This is a genomic window from Pseudomonas nitroreducens, from assembly GCF_014204515.1.
Classification (GTDB): Bacteria; Pseudomonadota; Gammaproteobacteria; order Pseudomonadales; family Pseudomonadaceae; genus Pseudomonas; species Pseudomonas nitritireducens_A.
Window position 1 is genome coordinate 113,980 of sequence record NZ_JACHLI010000017.1, and the last position, 16,503, is coordinate 130,482.

Here is a 16,503-nt window from a genome sequence, read left to right on the forward strand (position 1 = left end):
CGATGGGTCAGGCGCTCAGCGCTACCGCCAACGGTAGCAGCACAGCGGTGGCCACGCCCATCAGGCTCATGGCCAGGGCGGCGAAGGCGCCGCATTCCTCGCCCTCCTGCAGGGCGCGGGAGGTGCCCACGGCGTGGGCGGTCATGCCCAGCGCCATGCCCTGGGCGGCCGGATGATGCACACCGACGCGGCGCAGCAGCTCGGGGCCGAGGATGGCGCCGAGCACGCCGGTGATCAGTACGAACACCGCCGCCAGCGCCGCCACGCCGCCGATCTGGCTGGCCACCAGCATGGCAATCGGCGAGGTCACCGACTTTGGCGCCAGGCTCATCAGCAGTTCGTGGTCCACGCCGAACAGCCAGCCCAGACCGATACCCAGCGCGGTGGCGAACAGGCCGCCGACCAGCAGGGTGATCAGCGTCGGCCAGAACAGCTGGCGGATGCGCTTCAGGTTGAGGAACAACGGCACCGCCAGCGCCACGGTGGCGGGGCCGAGAAGAATGGTCAGTACCTTGGCGCTGTTGCTGTATTCGGCGTAGTCGATGCCGCAGGCCAGCAGCACGGCGATGACGATCAGCATCGACACCAGCACCGGCTGCAGGAACACCCAGCGCGTGCGCTCATAGGCGGCCAGCGCCAGTTGATAAGCGCCCAGGGTGACGCCGACGCAGAACAGCGGATGGTGGATGACGGAGTCCAGCGCGCCTTGCCAGTCGAACATCATGCGCCCTCCTTCTGCTTGCGCTGACGGTCGATGAGCTTCTGCATCAGCCAGCCGGCGAACACGAAGGACACCAGCAGCGACAACGCCAGGGCCCCGGCGATGGCCCAGAAGTCCGCGGCGATCTGCTTCGCGTAGGCCATCACGCCCACTGCCGCCGGCACCAACAGCAGCGGCAGGTAGCGCAGCAGCGAGGCCGCCGCCTCGTTGACCGGCTTGCTCACCTCGCCGTTCCTTACCAGGAAGGCGAACAGCAGCACCAGCCCAATGATCGGGCCGGGGATCATGTGCAGGGTGAGAGCATTCAGGCCCGTGCCGAGCAGTTGGAACAGCACCAGCCAGGTCAGGCCGCGTAACAACATCAGGGAAATCTCCAGCGCAACGAGGCGTCATTATGCCCGCCCGGCGCGCGCTATGGCGCGGCATTCGCCCAAAGCATGAATGCCGCTGCGGCTTGACCGACTGCAGGCCCCATGCTGATCTGTTGGCGGACTCTTACGCAGGCCCCATTAGAAGAACAACGATATCCCCGGAGGAAACATGGCATTCGTACCTGTAAGCGCACTGAAGGACTATATCGGCAAGGACCTGGGCCATTCGCAGTGGATCACCATCGATCAGCAGCGCATCAACCAGTTCGCCGAGTGCACCGAGGACCACCAGTTCATCCACGTCGACCCGGAGAAGGCGAAGAAGACCCCCTTCGGCGGCACCATCGCCCACGGCTTCCTGTCGCTGTCGCTGATTCCCAAGCTCTGCGAGGGCCTGCTGGTCCTGCCGGAGAACCCAAAGATGGTGGTCAACTACGGCCTGGACAGCGTGCGTTTCATCCAGCCGGTGCCGGTGGATTCGCGCGTGCGTCTGCAGGTGACCATCACCGACATCACCGAGAAAAACCCCGGCCAGTGGCTGATCAAGGCGCGCTGCACCCTGGAGATCGAAGGCCTGCCCAAGCCGGCCTACATCGCCGAGTCGCTGAGCCTGTGCTTCGTCTGAAACATTTACTAAAGGTTATGGATTAGAATGCCCGCGGCTGCCAAAAGGAGCGGCCGCGATCATTCACAAGGCGATCACTCACAAGGACTGTCCCATGACCGAAAAACGCATCCTCCCCGCCTTCCTGCTGTGCTTCTTCCTCGGCACCTTCGGCGCCCACCGCTTCTACGTCGGCAAGATCGGCACCGCCATCCTGCAGATCCTCACCCTGGGCGGCCTGGGCATCTGGACGCTGGTCGATTTCATCATGATCATCGTCGGTGCCTTCAAGGACAAACAAGGCAACAAGCTGACCCAGTGGACCTGATCAGGCCCCGCTGAAAAAAGCCCGCGATCGCGGGCTTTTTTACGTCACACTCAATCCACGCCCCACCGTCGATTCGAGCCCCCCATGCCACGCAAACTCCTGCCCTTGAGCCTCGTCCTGCTGCTCGCTGCCTGCGGCGAAGGCGAACCGCTGCTGCCCCCCGATGCCCGCCTGCCCGACGGCGGTCGCTACCGCGGTACGCTGGTCAACGGCCAACTGCAGGGCCAGGGGCGCCTGGATTACAGCAATGGCGCCTGGTACGAGGGCGGCTTCGACAAGGGCCTGCAGAGCGGCCAGGGCCAGTGGGACGACGGCCTGGGCACGACCTACCAGGGCGAATTCCGCAACGGCCAGTTCGACGGCCAGGGCCGCCTGCAGTACCCCGACGGCAGCGTCTACGAAGGCCAGTTCAAGCACAGCGAATTCAACGGCGAGGGCCGTCTCACCCAGGGCGGCACCACCTACAGCGGCGCCTTTCGCAAGGGTCTCTACGACGGCCTGGGCAGCCTCCAGCAGGCTGACGGCACCCGCCACCAGGGCTTCTTCGCCAAGGGCGTGGCCAACGGCGAAGGCGCCCGCCAGGACAGCCTCGGCAACCAGTACAGCGGCCAGTTCCGGAACGGCGTGCTCGAAGGCAAGGGCACCTTCCGCGACGACGCCGGTGACCACTACAGCGGCGAGTTCCGCAATGACCAGTTCGACGGCGCCGGACGCTTCCAGAACGCCAACGGCGACGTCTGGCTGGGCCGCTTCAAGCAGGGCGCGCTGAACGGACCGGGCGAGTTCATCGGCGCCGATGGCAGCCGTTACCAGGGTGACTTCCGCCTCTGGCGCTTCGATGGCCAGGGCACGCTGAGCAAGTCCGATGGCCAGACCTACCGCGGCGGCTTCGCCCGTGGCGAATACTCGGGCGCTGGAACCCTGACCCAGCGCGACGGCAGTGTCCAGCAAGGCACCTGGCGTGCCGGCCAGCTGCGCCAGGATGCCAGCGGCCAGTTGCTGCCCAACCCACTGGAAGTCGGCCTGCTGGAACAAGGCACGCTATTGGAGAAGGCCCTGGCGGCCGTCCCGCAATCCACCCCGGCCATCGAACTCTACGGCGTCAGCCTGGGCGGCGATGGCAAGCAGAGCGTGTTCCTGCGCGAGGCCGACTACGTCGCCAACCTGCTCGGCGAGCGCTTCGGCGCACGCGGCGTGGTGCGCCTGGTGAACCACCGCGACCACCTCGCCGACCGCCCCATGGCCACCCGCGAAACCCTCGCCCGCACCCTGCGCACCATCGCCCAGCGCAGCGGCCCGGAAGACCTGGTGTTCATCTACCTCACCAGCCACGGCTCCCACGATCACCAACTGGTGCTGGACATGCCCGGCCTCAAGCTCGACGACCTGCCGGCCAGCGACCTGGCCAGCCTGCTGGCGCCACTGAAGGACCGCTACAAGGTGCTGGTGATCTCGGCCTGCTTCAGCGGCGGCTTCATCCCCGCGCTGAAGGACGACAAGACCCTGATCATGACCGCCGCGCGCACTGACCGGGTATCCTTCGGCTGCTCCGAGGAAGCCGACTTCACCTACTTCGGCGACGCCCTGTTCGCCAAGGCCTTCCAGCAGACCGACGACCTGGAAAAGGCCTTCGCCCTGGCCAGCGCCACCGTGGCCCAGCGCGAGAAGGAAGAAGAGTTCGAGCCGTCGGAGCCGCAACTCTGGGCGCCCGGCGCGGTCATTACCCGCTGGAAAGCCTATCGGGCGCAGCAGTCGCCCAGCGCCCTGGCGCTGGACAACACCGATGCGCAGGCAAAACGACAGGGCGACAACTAAGCTGGACTGTGTGTCAGTGGAGAAACACCCATGGTAGTGAAACCGACCAACATCCTGCTTGCTGGCGCCACCGGTCTGACCGGTGAGCACCTGCTCGACCGCATGCTCAACGAGCCCACCGTCAAGCGCGTCATCGCCCCGGCCCGGCGTCAATTGGCCGAGCATCCGCGCCTGGAGAACCCGGTCGGCCCGCTCGCCGAACTGATCCCCCACCTGCTCAAGCCGGTGGACACGGTGTTCTGCTGCCTGGGCACCACGCTCAAGGAAGCCGGCTCCGAGGAGGCCTTCCGCAGCGTCGATTTCGACCTGCCGCTGGCCCTGGGCGAACGCGGCCTGGCCCTGGGCGCGCGGCATTACATCGTGGTCAGCGCGCTGGGCGCGGACAGCAAGTCGTCGATCTTCTACAGCCGGGTGAAGGGCGAGCTGGAAGACGCCCTGCGCCAGCAGGGCTGGGCGCAACTGACCATTGCGCGGCCGTCGCTGCTGCTCGGCCAGCGCGAGGAAATCCGCCTCGCCGAACTGCTCGCTGCGCCCTTCTCGCGCATCCTGCCGGGCAAGCTGCATGGCATCGAAGCCATCGCCCTGGCCCGCGCCCTCTGGCGCCTCGCCCTGGAGACCGGCGAGGGCACCCGCGTGGTCGAGTCGGACGAGCTGCGCAAGCTGGGCAAGTAACCCTGACGCTTTCGTAGGAGCAACTGTCTTTGCTCCGGAAATCTGTCCCTGGTTTCCCTCTCCCTAACCCTCTCCCTGAAGGGAGAGGGGACCGTTCGGTGAAGGCGGAAACCTTAGCGTCAGCCGGCACGGACAGCTCCCTCTCCCTTCGGAGCGGGGCGCGCAGCCAGGGCGGGGGAGAGGGAACGCGCTGGCACGGTATTCAGGTAAGAGCGGACTCCGTCCGCGATAGCCCTCCGGCTCACGTCTGATCGCGGATGAATCCGCTCCTACAAAATCAACGGCACGTGATTTTCGTAGGATGGGTGGAGCGGAGCGATACCCATGCGGTCATTGCCGTAATTGATGGGTATCGCTGCGCTCCACACCATCCTACGCAGAGTCGCTCTGAACGTTCGTCAAGGTGTCAGCAAAAGCGAGTCAATTGCCGCCCCACACCTGCAGGCCGATGCCCAACTCCGCGGCAATCGAGAGTGGCAGCAGCAAGGTATCCAGCAGCACGCTGCCGGGCAGGTCGAGGCCGGGATAGGCCGGTGCGTCGGTGCCGAAGTGGTCCTTCGGACAGCAGCCGCCGTTGAGCGAATACCAGTCCAGCCGGGTGCCGGCATAGATCAGCGGATCGCCGGGGCGGCTGTCGTTGAGGGTGTTCACCGTGGCGCAACCGCCCAGTTGCAGCAGCAACAGGGCGGCGAGGAGCTTATTCGTCACTGACAAGATGGTGTTCGCCCCAGCGCGGCAGCATGTCCTGGGGAATGCCCAGCTGATTGAGGATGCGCGCGACGACGAAGTCGATCAGGTCGTCCACCGTCTGCGGCTGGTGATAGAAGCCCGGAGCGGCCGGCAGGATCACCGCGCCCAGGTTCGAGAGCTTGAGCATGTTCTCCAGGTGGATGCTGGAGAACGGCGCCTCGCGTGGCACCAGAATCAACTGGCGGCGCTCCTTCAGCGCGACGTCGGCAGCGCGCTCGATCAGGTTGTTGCAGGCGCCGGTGGCGATGGCCGACAGCGTCCCGGTCGAGCAGGGCACCACCACCATCGCACTGGGTGCACCGGAGCCGGAGGCCACCGGGGCCATCCAGTCTTCCTTGCCGTACACGCGAATCTGCCCCGGCGCGGCGCCGGTGTATTCGCTGAGGAAAGCCTGCATCGCCTGCGGCTTGCTCGGCAGGGTCACGTCGGTCTCGGTGGCCACTACCAGCTGCGCGGCCTTGGAGATCAGGAAGTGCACCTCGCGGTCCTCCTGCACCAGGCAGTCGAGCAGGCGCAGGCCGTACTGGGCGCCCGAGGCGCCGGTCATGGCGAGGGTGACGCGTTCGGCTCCGGCCATGCTCAGCCCTCCAGTGCCTGGGCCAGCTTGCCGTGCAGGCCGCCGAATCCGCCGTTGCTCATGACCACCACCTGGGTGCCCGGCGTGGCGATGGCCTTGACGCCCTCGATGATGGCTTCCAGCGAATCGCACACTTGCGTGGGCACGGTGGAGCTGGCGACGGTGGCTGCCAGGTCCCAGCCGAGGTTAGGCGGCGCGTACCAGAACACGTTGTCGGCCTGCACCACGGACTCCGGCAGGCCGTCGCGATGGGCACCGAGCTTCATGGAATTCGAACGCGGCTCGACCACGGCAATCACCTTGGCCGCGCCGACGCGCTTGCGCAGGCCGTCGAGGGTAGTGGCGATGGCGGTCGGGTGGTGGGCGAAGTCGTCATAGATGGTCACGCCGTTGACCTCAGCGACCTTCTCCATGCGTCGCTTGACGCTCTTGAAGCTCGACAGCCCGGCGCAACCCAGCTCCGGCACCACGCCGACATGGCGGGCTGCCGCGAGGCACGCCAGGGCGTTGGCGACGTTGTGCTGGCCGGTCAGTTCCCAGTCCACAGTGCCTTGCACCTGGCCATCGAACAGCACCTCGAAGTGCGAGCCGTCTTCGCTGAGCAGGCGCGCCTGCCACTGGCCGCCTGCGCCGGTGGTCTGCACCGGAGTCCAGCAGCCCATGTCGATCACGCGCTTGAGCGCGGTCTCGGAAGTGGGGTGAATGACCAGGCCTTCGCCGGGGATGGTCCGCACCAGATGGTGGAACTGCCGCTCGATGGCCGCGAGGTCGGGGAAGATGTCCGCGTGGTCGAACTCCAGGTTGTTCAGGATCGCCGTGCGCGGGTGGTAGTGGACGAACTTGGAGCGCTTGTCGAAGAAGGCGCTGTCGTACTCATCAGCCTCGACCACGAAGAACGGCGTACCGCCCAGGCGCGCGGAGACGCCGAAGTTCTGCGGCACGCCGCCGATCAGGAAGCCCGGGCTCATGCCGGCGTGTTCCAGTACCCAGGCCAGCATGCTGCTGGTGGTGGTCTTGCCGTGAGTGCCGGCGGCCGCCAGGACCCAGCGGCCCTGCAGCACGTGGTCGGCCAGCCACTGCGGGCCGGAGACATAGGGCAGGCCCTTGTTCAGCACGTATTCCACTGCCGGGTTGCCACGCGACAGCGCGTTGCCGACCACCACCAGGTCCGGAGCCGGCTCCAGGTGCGCGGGATCGTAGCCCTGCATCAGCTCGATGCCCTGGGCTTGCAGCTGGGTGCTCATGGGCGGGTAGACGTTGGCGTCGGAGCCGGTCACGCGGTGGCCCAGCTCCTTGGCCAGGACGGCCAGCGACCCCATGAAGGTGCCGCAGATGCCGAGGATGTGGATATGCATGCAGACTCCTGCAATCAAGCCTTTCCAGGCGCTTCGAATGGGCGGCAGAGTAGCACAGCGCGCCCCCGCGCGGCCCGCCGCCGGGGCATCAGACGACGAGGTGGAGAGGCGGTTCCCGGTGGGAGCGGAATCCTGTCACGAGGGTAAACCGTAGGATGGGTGGAGCGCAGCGATACCCATGCTGATCCGGCACTCGGCATTGATGGGTATCGCTGCGCTCCACGCCATCCTACGAAAGCATTTTCCGGCTCAGGCCGTGGCGGTTGAGCTTGCGGTACAGCGTGTTGCGGCTGATGCCCAGTTGCTGCGCGGTACGGCTGATATGCCAGCGCTGCGCTTCGAGCACTTCCAGCAGCGCGTTGCGTTCCGCGGCGCCGAGGGTGTCACCGCCCTCCTCGCTCAACACGACCGGCGTCACCGTGGGAGCCGGCGCGCGGCGAAGGTCCGGCGGCAGGTCGGCCATCTGGATGCGTCCGCCGTCGCACAGCGCACAGAGCGTGCGGAGCACGTTGCGCAATTGGCGCACGTTGCCCGGCCAGGGGAAGTCCAGCAGGTGCCGGCGCACGTCGTCGTCCAGGCGCACATTGCGCCCCTTGCTCTCCTCGGCGAGCAGGTGGTCGAGCAGCGCGCTGCGGTCGTCGCGCTCGCGCAGCGGCGGCAGTGCGACGACCAGGCCATTGAGGCGGTAGTAGAGGTCTTCACGGAACTGCCCGGCGGCCACCAGCGCTTCCAGGTCTCGGTGGCTGGCGCTGATCAAACGAATGTCGACGTCCTGCGGTTCGCCGCCGATGGGCACCACCTGGCGTTCTTCCAGCACGCGCAGCAGGCGGGTCTGCAGGGCCAGCGGCATGTCGCCGATCTCGTCGAGGAACAGCGTGCCGCCGTCAGCCTGCTGCAGCTTGCCGCGCATGCCTTCCTTGCGCGCGCCGGTGAAGCTGCCGCCGCGATAGCCGAACAGCTCGCTCTCGATCAGGGTCTCGGGAATCGCCGCACAGTTCAGCGCGACGAAGCTCTTGCCGGCGCGCTCGCCACCCAGGTGCACGGCGCGGGCGAAAGCCTCCTTGCCGGTACCCGTCTCGCCTTGCAGCAGCAGCGGCACGTCGTGGGCGTAGACCTTCAGCGCACGGCGGAAATCCTGGGCCAGCTGCGGATCGTCGATGCACAGCCCTTTCGCCAGTGGTGCGCGTGGCAGCACCGGTGCGGCGGCGATCGGCCGCTTGCCGCGCAGCAACGCATACAGGGTGCGCCCCGCGTGGGTGCGCAGCGGCCAGCTGGCGTTGGGTTGCGGATCGGCGCGGCTGAACAGGTCGTCCAGCCGGCAATCGAAGAACTGTTCCAGCGAGCGGCCGATCAGGCTTTCCCGGCGGCTGCCGAGCAGGTTGATGGCGCTCTGGTTCGCCGCGCGGATGCGCCCGTCGCCGCCGAAGGCCAGCATGCCTTCGCTGAACAGGCCGAGGCCGTCGGGTTGCAGGTGGAAGCGCAGCAGCCACTGGTCCTCGAAATGGCGCAGGAAGTAGCAGCTCTCGATGGCCTTGGCCGACAGGTTGACCAGCGCCATGGTGTGGAACTGGCTCTGCCGCGACACGTCGCGGCGCGCAGAGGAGACGTCGAGCACCGCCAGCAGTTCGCCCTGCGGGTCGAACACCGGACTGGCCGAGCAGGTCAGGCCGGTATGGCGGCTGCGGAAATGTTCGTCCTGGTGGATGGTCAGCGCCTGCCGTTCCACCAGGCAGGTGCCGATGCCATTGGTGCCTTCGCGCGCCTCGCTCCAGTCGGCGCCGAGCCACAGCCCGGCCTGCTCGAAGGTGCGCCGCTCGGCGGCTTCGCTGACGCAGTTGAGGATCACCCCGCGGGAATCGGTGAGCAACACCGCGTGGCCGGCGCCGGAGAGCTGCTGGTGCAGGCTGTTCATCTCGCCGCTGGCGATCTCCAGCACCTGGCGGTGGCGCTCGCGCACCTCGAGCATGCGCGCGTGCTCCAGCACCGTCGGCGCCATGGGCTGTGCCGGATCGAGGTGGTACTGCTCCAGGCAGCGCATCCAGGAGCGGGCGATCGACGGGTCGGCACCGGGGGCACCGGCGCGGGCCTTGCCCTCGGCCACGGTCATGACCTGGCGGGCGTGGCGGCTCAAATCGTTGGCGCGCATTCTTGTTGTTCTCCGCTGGGGGACGGGGAGGCAGCCCCGAGGCTCTGTCGAATCCTGTAGGACAATTCAGCAGAACGCAGGACAGCATCCCCCACGCGCCAGCCCAATGCAACGTCCGGCCGACCGTCAGGTCACGACTGTCACGGATACGGGACAAAGTGTCACCCGGCACTGCCCCAGGCTCGTGACAGCGCAGTTTCCACTGCACCACCAGCAACCTGTCCAGCCCATGCGCGGCGCGCCCTTCACTGGCATGGCCCGGCCCTTGCTCTACGCTTGATCAACGTCCTCCCCAACAAGCACAAGACCCAGGAGATCCGACCATGCGTTATGCCCATCCCGGTAGCGAAGGCGCCATCGTTTCGTTCAAGGCGCGCTACGGCAACTACATCGGCGGCGAATTCGTCGCGCCGGTGAAGGGTCAGTACTTCACCAACACCTCGCCGGTGAATGGCCAGCCCATCGCCGAATTCCCCCGCTCCACCGCCGAGGACATCGACAAGGCGCTGGACGCCGCTCACGCCGCCGCCGATGCCTGGGGCCGCACCTCGGTGCAGGACCGCTCGCTGGTGCTGCTGAAGATCGCCGACCGCATCGAACAGAACCTGGAACTGCTGGCCGTCACCGAGACCTGGGACAACGGCAAGCCGGTCCGCGAAACCCTCAACGCCGACATCCCGCTGGCCGCCGACCACTTCCGCTACTTCGCCGGCTGCATCCGCGCCCAGGAAGGCAGCGCCGCCGAGATCAACGACACCACCGTGGCCTACCACATCCACGAGCCGCTGGGCGTGGTCGGGCAGATCATCCCGTGGAACTTCCCGCTGCTGATGGCCGCCTGGAAACTCGCCCCGGCCCTGGCCGCCGGCAACTGCATCGTGCTCAAGCCGGCCGAGCAGACGCCGCTGGGCATCTGCGTGCTGATGGAGCTGATCGGCGACCTGCTGCCCAAGGGCGTGCTCAACGTCGTCCAGGGCTTCGGCAAGGAGGCCGGCGAAGCGCTGGCCACCAGCAAGCGCATCGCCAAGATCGCCTTCACCGGCTCCACCCCGGTCGGCTCGCACATCCTCAAGTGCGCCGCCGAGAACATCATCCCGTCCACCGTGGAGCTGGGCGGCAAGAGCCCGAACATCTACTTCGAAGACATCATGCAGGCCGAGCCGACCTTCATCGAGAAGGCCGCCGAGGGCCTGGTGCTGGCCTTCTTCAACCAGGGCGAGGTGTGCACCTGCCCGTCCCGCGCGCTGGTGCAGGAGTCCATCTACCCGCAGTTCATGGACGTGGTGATGAAGAAGGTGAAGGCCATCAAGCGCGGCGACCCGCTGGACACCGACACCATGGTCGGTGCCCAGGCCTCGCAGCAGCAGTACGAGAAGATCCTCTCCTACCTCGACATCGCCCAGCAGGAAGGCGCGCAGGTGCTGGTCGGCGGCAAGGTCGAGAAGCTCGAAGGCAACCTCTCCACCGGCTATTACATCCAGCCGACCCTGCTCAAGGGCAGCAACCAGATGCGCGTGTTCCAGGAGGAAATCTTCGGGCCGGTGGTGGGCGTCACCACCTTCAAGGACGAGGCCGAGGCGCTGGCCATCGCCAACGACACCGAGTACGGCCTCGGCGCCGGTGTCTGGACCCGCGACATCAACCGCGCGTACCGCATGGGCCGCGGCATCAAGGCCGGCCGCGTGTGGACCAACTGCTACCACCTGTACCCGGCGCACGCCGCGTTCGGCGGCTACAAGAAATCCGGCGTGGGCCGCGAGACCCACAAGATGATGCTCGACCACTACCAGCAGACCAAGAACCTGCTGGTGAGCTACGACATCAATCCGCTGGGCTTCTTCTGAGTTTTTCCTGAGTCATCCGCCCGGCTCGCGCCGGGCGGTCTCCCCCGAATCGATCTTTGCGCGGCCCACGGGCCGCGCTTTTTTATGCCCGGGGAAAAGTATCGGCGAATCGTTCTTCGTAGGAGCGGACTCCGTCCGCGATCGATCCGCCGCGCGCCGGATGCCATCGCGGACGGAGTCCGCACCTACGCAGGGGTCACGTACCGAGCAAAACCTGTAGGAGCGAGCTTGCTCGCGAACCCGCCCAGCTCTGGAGCTGCCGGAGGAATCTGATCGCGAGCAAGCTCGCTCCTACGAAAAGCGGTTTAGTTCGCGTCGCTACGCCACTGCCGCGGGCTTACGCCGAACCAGCGGCGGAAGGCGCGGGAGAAGGCGCTGGTCTCGGAATAGCCCAGCAGCGGCGCCAGCTCGGAGATCGGCCGCTGCGGCTGGCGCAGGTAGTGCAGCGCCAGCTCGCGGCGGGTGTTTTCCACCAGTTGGCTGAAGCTCAACCCGGCTTCGCGCAGGCGTCGTTGCAGGCCGGCGGTGGTGAGTTCGAGCTGTTCGGCGATCAGCTCCAGCGAAGGCTCGCCATCGCCCAGTGCCAGACGAATCTGCGTGCCGGCATCCTCCACCAGGTTGGGCGCACCGCCCTGCTCGCCCAGTCGGCGGATCACGTCCTGCACCAGGAACAGCAGGTTGGCGTCGCGCTCGGGCATCTGCCGGCCGTAGAGGTCGCGCTTGGGGATCAACATCGAGTTGCAGCCGCGCTGGAACAGCACCGGTGCGTCGAATACCCGGCCATGTTCCTGCCAGCCTTCCGGCCGCCCGTGCTCGAAGCTCACCGCGCGCGGCGCCCAGTCCGGGCCCAGCGCATGGCGCACCAGGTTCAGCGCCATCCCTAAGGTCAGCTCGGCGTCCTGGCGGCGGTCGAGGATCGCGCCGTGACGCACCTGGTAGTCGAAGCGGTAGCACTCGCCGCAATCCACCAGGCGGATCAGGGTGTCGTGCTGGTGATAGGGGAAGGCCGCGGCGAAGTTCTTCAGCGCGTCTTCCAGGGTCTCCGAGCACAGCCCGACGTAGCCCAGCAGGCCCAGCTCGCGGGGGCGGAACTGCTCGCCGTAGCGCAGCCCGAAGTTGTCGCAGCCCGACTGCCGGGCGGCCTCTTCCAGCACCGCGCAGTAGTTGGTCAGCGCCAGGCTCAGGGTCGGGTGCAGCAGGCGCTCCGGGTCGATGCCGGCACGGCCGAAGACGCGATCGATGTCGCCGCCCTGGTCGCCGATGAAGCGGCCCAGGCCGCTGGCGGCGGCGGACAGCACGCCGATATTGCTGGCCAGGGGCACGCTCAGGCCGGACGGGGAAAACAGGGGCTGGCTCATGTCGGTTACCGATCTTGTTATGCAGCATGCAGGCACTTCGTGCCTATAAACAAAGCAAATCCCGTGCCTCGAACAGCCATCGCTCAGGCTGACACACCCTGCGCGGTGCCTGGCCTGCAGCTGCCACAGCACGGGGCGCCAGGGCGAAATCCGGCACCAGAAGCGGGCACCGCGGGCAGCCTGGGGCAATGGGTAACAGCCAGTTGACCCTGCACGGCGAAAGGCGGTTCCAGCGGTCAAGTCTTGCCCGGCAACGCGCCACTACCATCGAGGCTCAGGTATCCGTCCAGGCCCTTGCGGCCCGCCCCGTTCCCTTTGCGGAGAGAGGAATAACAACAATGAGCGCATCACAACTCAAACCGACGCTTGGCACCCTGCACCTCTGGGGGCTCGCCGTGGGCCTGGTGATCTCCGGCGAATACTTCGGCTGGAGCTACGGCTGGGCCGCCGCCGGTACCCTGGGCTTTCTGGTGACCACGCTGATCGTCGCGGTGATGTACACCTGTTTCATCTTCAGCTACACCGAGCTGACTACCGCCATCCCCCACGCCGGCGGGCCCTTCGCCTACAGCCTGCGGGCCTTCGGCAAGACCGGCGGGATGATCGCCGGCATCGCCACGCTGATCGAGTTCGTCTTCGCCCCGCCGGCCATCGCCATGGCCATCGGCGCCTACCTCAACGTGCAGTTCCCGGGGCTCGATCCGAAATGGGCGGCCACCGGCGCCTATGTGATCTTCATGACCCTGAACATCCTCGGCGTCAGCATCGCCGCCACCTTCGAACTGGTGGTGACGGTGCTGGCGGTGGCCGAGCTGCTGGTGTTCATGGGCGTGGTCGCGCCGGGCTTCAGCTTCAGCAACTTCGTGCTCAACGGCTGGGCCGGCTCGGACGTGTTCGGCTCCACCGCCATGGCCGGCATCTTCGCCGCGATCCCGTTCGCCATCTGGTTCTTCCTCGCCATCGAGGGCGCCGCCATGGCCGCCGAAGAGGCGAAGGACCCGAAACGCACCATTCCGCGCGCCTACATTGCCGGCATCCTGACCCTGGTGACCCTGGCCATCGGCGTGATGATCTTCGCCGGCGGCGTGGGCGACTGGCGCGCCCTGTCGAACATCAACGACCCGCTGCCGCAGGCGATGAAAGCCGTGGTCGGCAACAACTCCACCTGGATGCACATGCTGGTGTGGATCGGCCTGTTCGGCCTGGTGGCCAGCTTCCACGGCATCATCCTGGGCTACTCGCGGCAGTTCTTCGCCCTGGCCCGTGCCGGCTTCCTGCCGCGCGGCCTGGCCAGGCTGTCGCGCTTCCAGACCCCGCACCGGGCCATCCTCGCCGGCGGCGCGGTGGGCATCGCGGCGATCTTCAGCGACGGCCTGATCAGCCTGCAGGGCATGACCCTGACCGCGGCGATGATCACCATGAGCGTGTTCGGCGCCATCGTCATGTACATCATGAGCATGTTCAGCCTGTTCAAGCTGCGCCGCAGCGAGCCGGACCTGGAGCGTAGCTTCCGCGCGCCGGGCTACCCGGTGGTGCCGGCCATCGCACTGGTGCTGGCGCTGGTCTGCCTGGCCGCGATGCTATGGTTCAATAGCGTCATCGCCTCGGTGTTCCTGGTGCTGATGATCGGCGGCTGCTCCCTCTGCAGCATCGTCATCAGCCTCAATCGCGGCACCGACGCATCGTTCGCCAGCCAAGGTTGAGGAGTAGCGCCATGTCCGGATTCGTCCACAGCGTCGGTGGCCAGACCTGGCGTTTCGACAGCCTGCGCGAGGTCATGGCCAAGGCCAGCCCGGCACGCTCCGGTGATCGCCTCGCCGGAGTCGCCGCCGGCAGCGACGCCGAGCGTGTCGCTGCGCAGATGGCGCTGGCCGACATCCCGCTCAAGCACTTCCTCGACGAGGCGCTGATTCCCTACGAGAGCGACGAAGTCACCCGGCTGATCATCGACAGCCACGACGCCGCCGCCTTCGCGCCGGTCAGCCACCTCACGGTGGGCGGCCTGCGCGACTGGCTGCTCGGCGATGCCGCCGACGAAGCCAGCCTGCGCGCCCTGGCGCCGGGGCTGACGCCGGAAATGGCAGCCGCGGTATCGAAGATCATGCGCGTGCAGGACCTGGTGCTAGTGGCGCAGAAGATCCGCGTGGTCACCCGCTTCCGCAACACCCTGGGGCTGCGCGGGCGCATGTCCACCCGGCTGCAACCCAACCACCCGACGGACGACCCGGCCGGCATCGCCGCCAGCGTGCTCGACGGCCTGCTCTACGGCAACGGCGACGCCATGCTCGGCATCAACCCGGCCACCGACAGCCTGCAGTCGATCTGCACCCTGCTGGAGATGCTCGACGCGATCATCCAGCGCTACGAGATTCCCACCCAGTCCTGCGTGCTCACCCACGTCACCAGCTCCATCGAGGCGATCAACCGCGGCGCGCCGCTGGACCTGGTGTTCCAGTCCATCGCCGGCACCGAAGCGGCCAACGCCAGCTTCGGCGTGAGCCTGTCGATCCTCCAGGAGGGCTACCAGGCCGGGCTGTCGCAGAAGCGCGGGACGCTGGGCGACAACCTCATGTATTTCGAGACCGGCCAGGGCAGCGCGCTGTCGGCCAACGCCCACCACGGCGTCGACCAGCAGACCTGCGAGGCCCGCGCCTACGCGGTGGCGCGGCACTTCAAGCCGTTCCTGGTGAACACCGTGGTCGGCTTCATCGGCCCGGAATACCTGTACAACGGCAAGCAGATCATCCGCGCCGGCCTGGAAGATCACTTCTGCGCCAAGCTGCTGGGCGTGCCCATGGGCTGCGACATCTGCTACACCAACCACGCCGAGGCCGACCAGGACGACATGGACATGCTCCTGACCCTGCTCGGTGTCGCCGGCATCAACTTCATCATGGGCATCCCCGGCTCCGACGACGTGATGCTCAACTACCAGACCACCTCCTTCCACGACGCGCTCTACGCGCGCCAGACCCTGGGCCTGCGGCCGGCGCCGGAGTTCGAGGCGTGGCTGGAGCGCATGGAAATCCTCCGCCAGCAGGATGGCCGCGTGCAGATGGCCGGCCAGTTGCCCGGCGCCTTCCGTCACGCACTCGCGCAACTGTCCTGAGGCTTGAGGAGTTTTCCATGAGCGACAGCTTCACCCCCAATCCCTGGCAGGAACTGCGCCGCCTGACCTCCGCGCGCATCGCCCTGGGCCGTGCCGGCACCAGCCTGCCCACCGGCGCGCAGCTGGACTTCCAGTTCGCCCACGCCCAGGCCCGCGACGCCGTGCACCTGCCCTTTGATCGCGAAGGCCTGGCGCAACAACTGGCCGAGCGCGGCCGCGACACCCTGCTGCTGCACAGCGCCGCCGCCGACCGCGACACCTACCTGCAACGGCCGGACCTGGGCCGCCGCCTGGACGAGGATTCGGCGGATATCCTGCGCCGCCACGCCGATCGTCATCCACAAGGCTACGACCTCGCCGTGGTGATCGCCGACGGTCTCTCTTCGCTGGCCGTACAGCGCCACAGCCTGCCCTTCCTCGAACGCATGGAAGAACAGGCGCGCAATGAAGGCTGGAGCCTGTCACCGGTGGCGCTGGTGCAACAGGGCCGCGTCGCCGTCGCCGATGAAGTCGCCGAATTGCTGCGGGCGAAGATGGTGGTGATCCTGATCGGCGAACGCCCCGGCCTGTCCTCGCCGGACAGCCTCGGCCTGTACTTCACCTGGGCGCCGAAGGTCGGCCTGAATGACGCCTACCGCAACTGCATCTCCAACGTGCGCCTGGAGGGCCTCAGCTACGGTCTGGCCACGCACCGCCTGCTGTACCTGATGCGCGAGGCCTGCCGACGGCAATTGTCGGGGGTGAACCTGAAGGACGAAGCGGAGCTGCCGGCGCTGGAAGGAGAAGACTCCCGCGCACGCGGAAACTTCCTCATCGGCGGCTAAGCGCGCGGGCAGTGTGAACGCGACCACAT

At 67.0% G+C, this 16,503-nt stretch carries 15 protein-coding genes; 8 read left to right on the forward strand and 7 right to left on the reverse strand.

Annotated features, from left to right (window positions below; translation table 11 throughout):
- Window positions 1-7: 7 nt before the first annotated feature.
- Both HNP46_RS20390 and HNP46_RS20395 read right to left on the reverse strand, forming a co-directional pair.
- Entirely contained in the window at window positions 8-724 is a 717-nt protein-coding gene (locus tag HNP46_RS20390; protein ID WP_184592534.1) for an LrgB family protein, read from the reverse strand.
- Complete coding sequence (locus HNP46_RS20395; RefSeq protein WP_184592535.1) at window positions 721-1,083, reverse strand: CidA/LrgA family protein; 363 nt, start codon at window positions 1,081-1,083, stop codon at window positions 721-723. Before HNP46_RS20395 ends, HNP46_RS20390 begins: the two co-directional genes overlap by 4 nt.
- 178 nt (window positions 1,084-1,261) lie before the next feature.
- Between HNP46_RS20395 and HNP46_RS20400 the strand changes: the two genes are divergently transcribed.
- The 4 genes from HNP46_RS20400 to HNP46_RS20415 all read left to right on the forward strand — a co-directional run bounded on the left by HNP46_RS20400 (window position 1,262) and on the right by HNP46_RS20415 (window position 4,511).
- Window positions 1,262-1,717 (forward strand): MaoC family dehydratase, encoded by a 456-nt coding sequence (locus HNP46_RS20400; protein ID WP_017521697.1) that lies wholly within the window; start codon window positions 1,262-1,264, stop codon window positions 1,715-1,717.
- Window positions 1,718-1,811: 94 nt separating this feature from the next.
- Window positions 1,812-2,024 carry a TM2 domain-containing protein gene (locus HNP46_RS20405; protein WP_184592537.1) on the forward strand — a complete coding sequence of 71 codons (213 nt, stop codon included), beginning with the start codon at window positions 1,812-1,814 and terminating at the stop codon, window positions 2,022-2,024.
- A gap of 84 nt (window positions 2,025-2,108) precedes the next feature.
- Window positions 2,109-3,839: a C13 family peptidase gene (locus tag HNP46_RS20410; protein ID WP_184592539.1), complete on the forward strand. Its 1,731-nt coding sequence runs from the start codon at window positions 2,109-2,111 to the stop codon at window positions 3,837-3,839.
- 30 nt (window positions 3,840-3,869) lie between these two features.
- A complete protein-coding gene (locus HNP46_RS20415; protein ID WP_184592541.1) occupies window positions 3,870-4,511 on the forward strand; it encodes an NAD(P)H-binding protein in 642 nt (213 codons plus the stop codon).
- Window positions 4,512-4,931: 420 nt separating this feature from the next.
- Here HNP46_RS20415 and HNP46_RS20420 read toward each other — a convergent pair whose 3' ends face one another.
- The 4 genes from HNP46_RS20420 to HNP46_RS20435 all read right to left on the reverse strand — a co-directional run bounded on the left by HNP46_RS20420 (window position 4,932) and on the right by HNP46_RS20435 (window position 9,339).
- On the reverse strand, window positions 4,932-5,219 hold the full coding sequence (locus HNP46_RS20420) for a YceK/YidQ family lipoprotein (RefSeq protein WP_184592594.1): 288 nt from the start codon (window positions 5,217-5,219) through the stop codon (window positions 4,932-4,934).
- Window positions 5,209-5,838 (reverse strand): flavin prenyltransferase UbiX, encoded by a 630-nt coding sequence (gene ubiX, locus HNP46_RS20425; RefSeq protein WP_081517259.1) that lies wholly within the window; start codon window positions 5,836-5,838, stop codon window positions 5,209-5,211. The genes HNP46_RS20420 and ubiX overlap by 11 nt, the downstream gene beginning before the upstream one ends.
- A 2-nt stretch (window positions 5,839-5,840) precedes the next feature.
- Window positions 5,841-7,193, reverse strand: coding sequence for a UDP-N-acetylmuramate:L-alanyl-gamma-D-glutamyl-meso-diaminopimelate ligase (gene mpl, locus HNP46_RS20430; protein ID WP_184592543.1), 1,353 nt, complete (start codon window positions 7,191-7,193; stop codon window positions 5,841-5,843).
- Between the two features lie 229 nt (window positions 7,194-7,422).
- Entirely contained in the window at window positions 7,423-9,339 is a 1,917-nt protein-coding gene (locus HNP46_RS20435; protein WP_184592545.1) for a sigma-54-dependent Fis family transcriptional regulator, read from the reverse strand.
- A gap of 323 nt (window positions 9,340-9,662) precedes the next feature.
- Between HNP46_RS20435 and exaC the strand changes: the two genes are divergently transcribed.
- A complete protein-coding gene (exaC, locus tag HNP46_RS20440; protein WP_184592547.1) occupies window positions 9,663-11,183 on the forward strand; it encodes an acetaldehyde dehydrogenase ExaC in 1,521 nt (506 codons plus the stop codon).
- Between the two features lie 305 nt (window positions 11,184-11,488).
- On the opposite strand, the gene qhpR is transcribed toward exaC, so the two are convergent.
- A complete protein-coding gene (gene qhpR, locus HNP46_RS20445; RefSeq protein ID WP_184592549.1) occupies window positions 11,489-12,541 on the reverse strand; it encodes an AraC-like transcriptional regulator QhpR in 1,053 nt (350 codons plus the stop codon).
- 338 nt (window positions 12,542-12,879) lie between these two features.
- Here qhpR and eat point away from each other — a divergent pair, with 338 nt between their 5' ends.
- The 3 genes from eat to eutC are packed head-to-tail and all read left to right on the forward strand — an operon-like array spanning window position 12,880 to window position 16,474.
- The gene (gene eat / locus HNP46_RS20450; RefSeq protein WP_184592551.1) at window positions 12,880-14,244 is read left to right on the forward strand and encodes an ethanolamine permease; all 1,365 of its coding nucleotides are present in this window, start codon (window positions 12,880-12,882) and stop codon (window positions 14,242-14,244) included.
- Window positions 14,245-14,255: 11 nt separating this feature from the next.
- A complete protein-coding gene (locus HNP46_RS20455; protein ID WP_184592553.1) occupies window positions 14,256-15,650 on the forward strand; it encodes an ethanolamine ammonia-lyase subunit EutB in 1,395 nt (464 codons plus the stop codon).
- Between the two features lie 17 nt (window positions 15,651-15,667).
- Complete coding sequence (eutC, locus tag HNP46_RS20460; protein WP_184592555.1) at window positions 15,668-16,474, forward strand: ethanolamine ammonia-lyase subunit EutC; 807 nt, start codon at window positions 15,668-15,670, stop codon at window positions 16,472-16,474.
- Window positions 16,475-16,503: the final 29 nt, after the last annotated feature.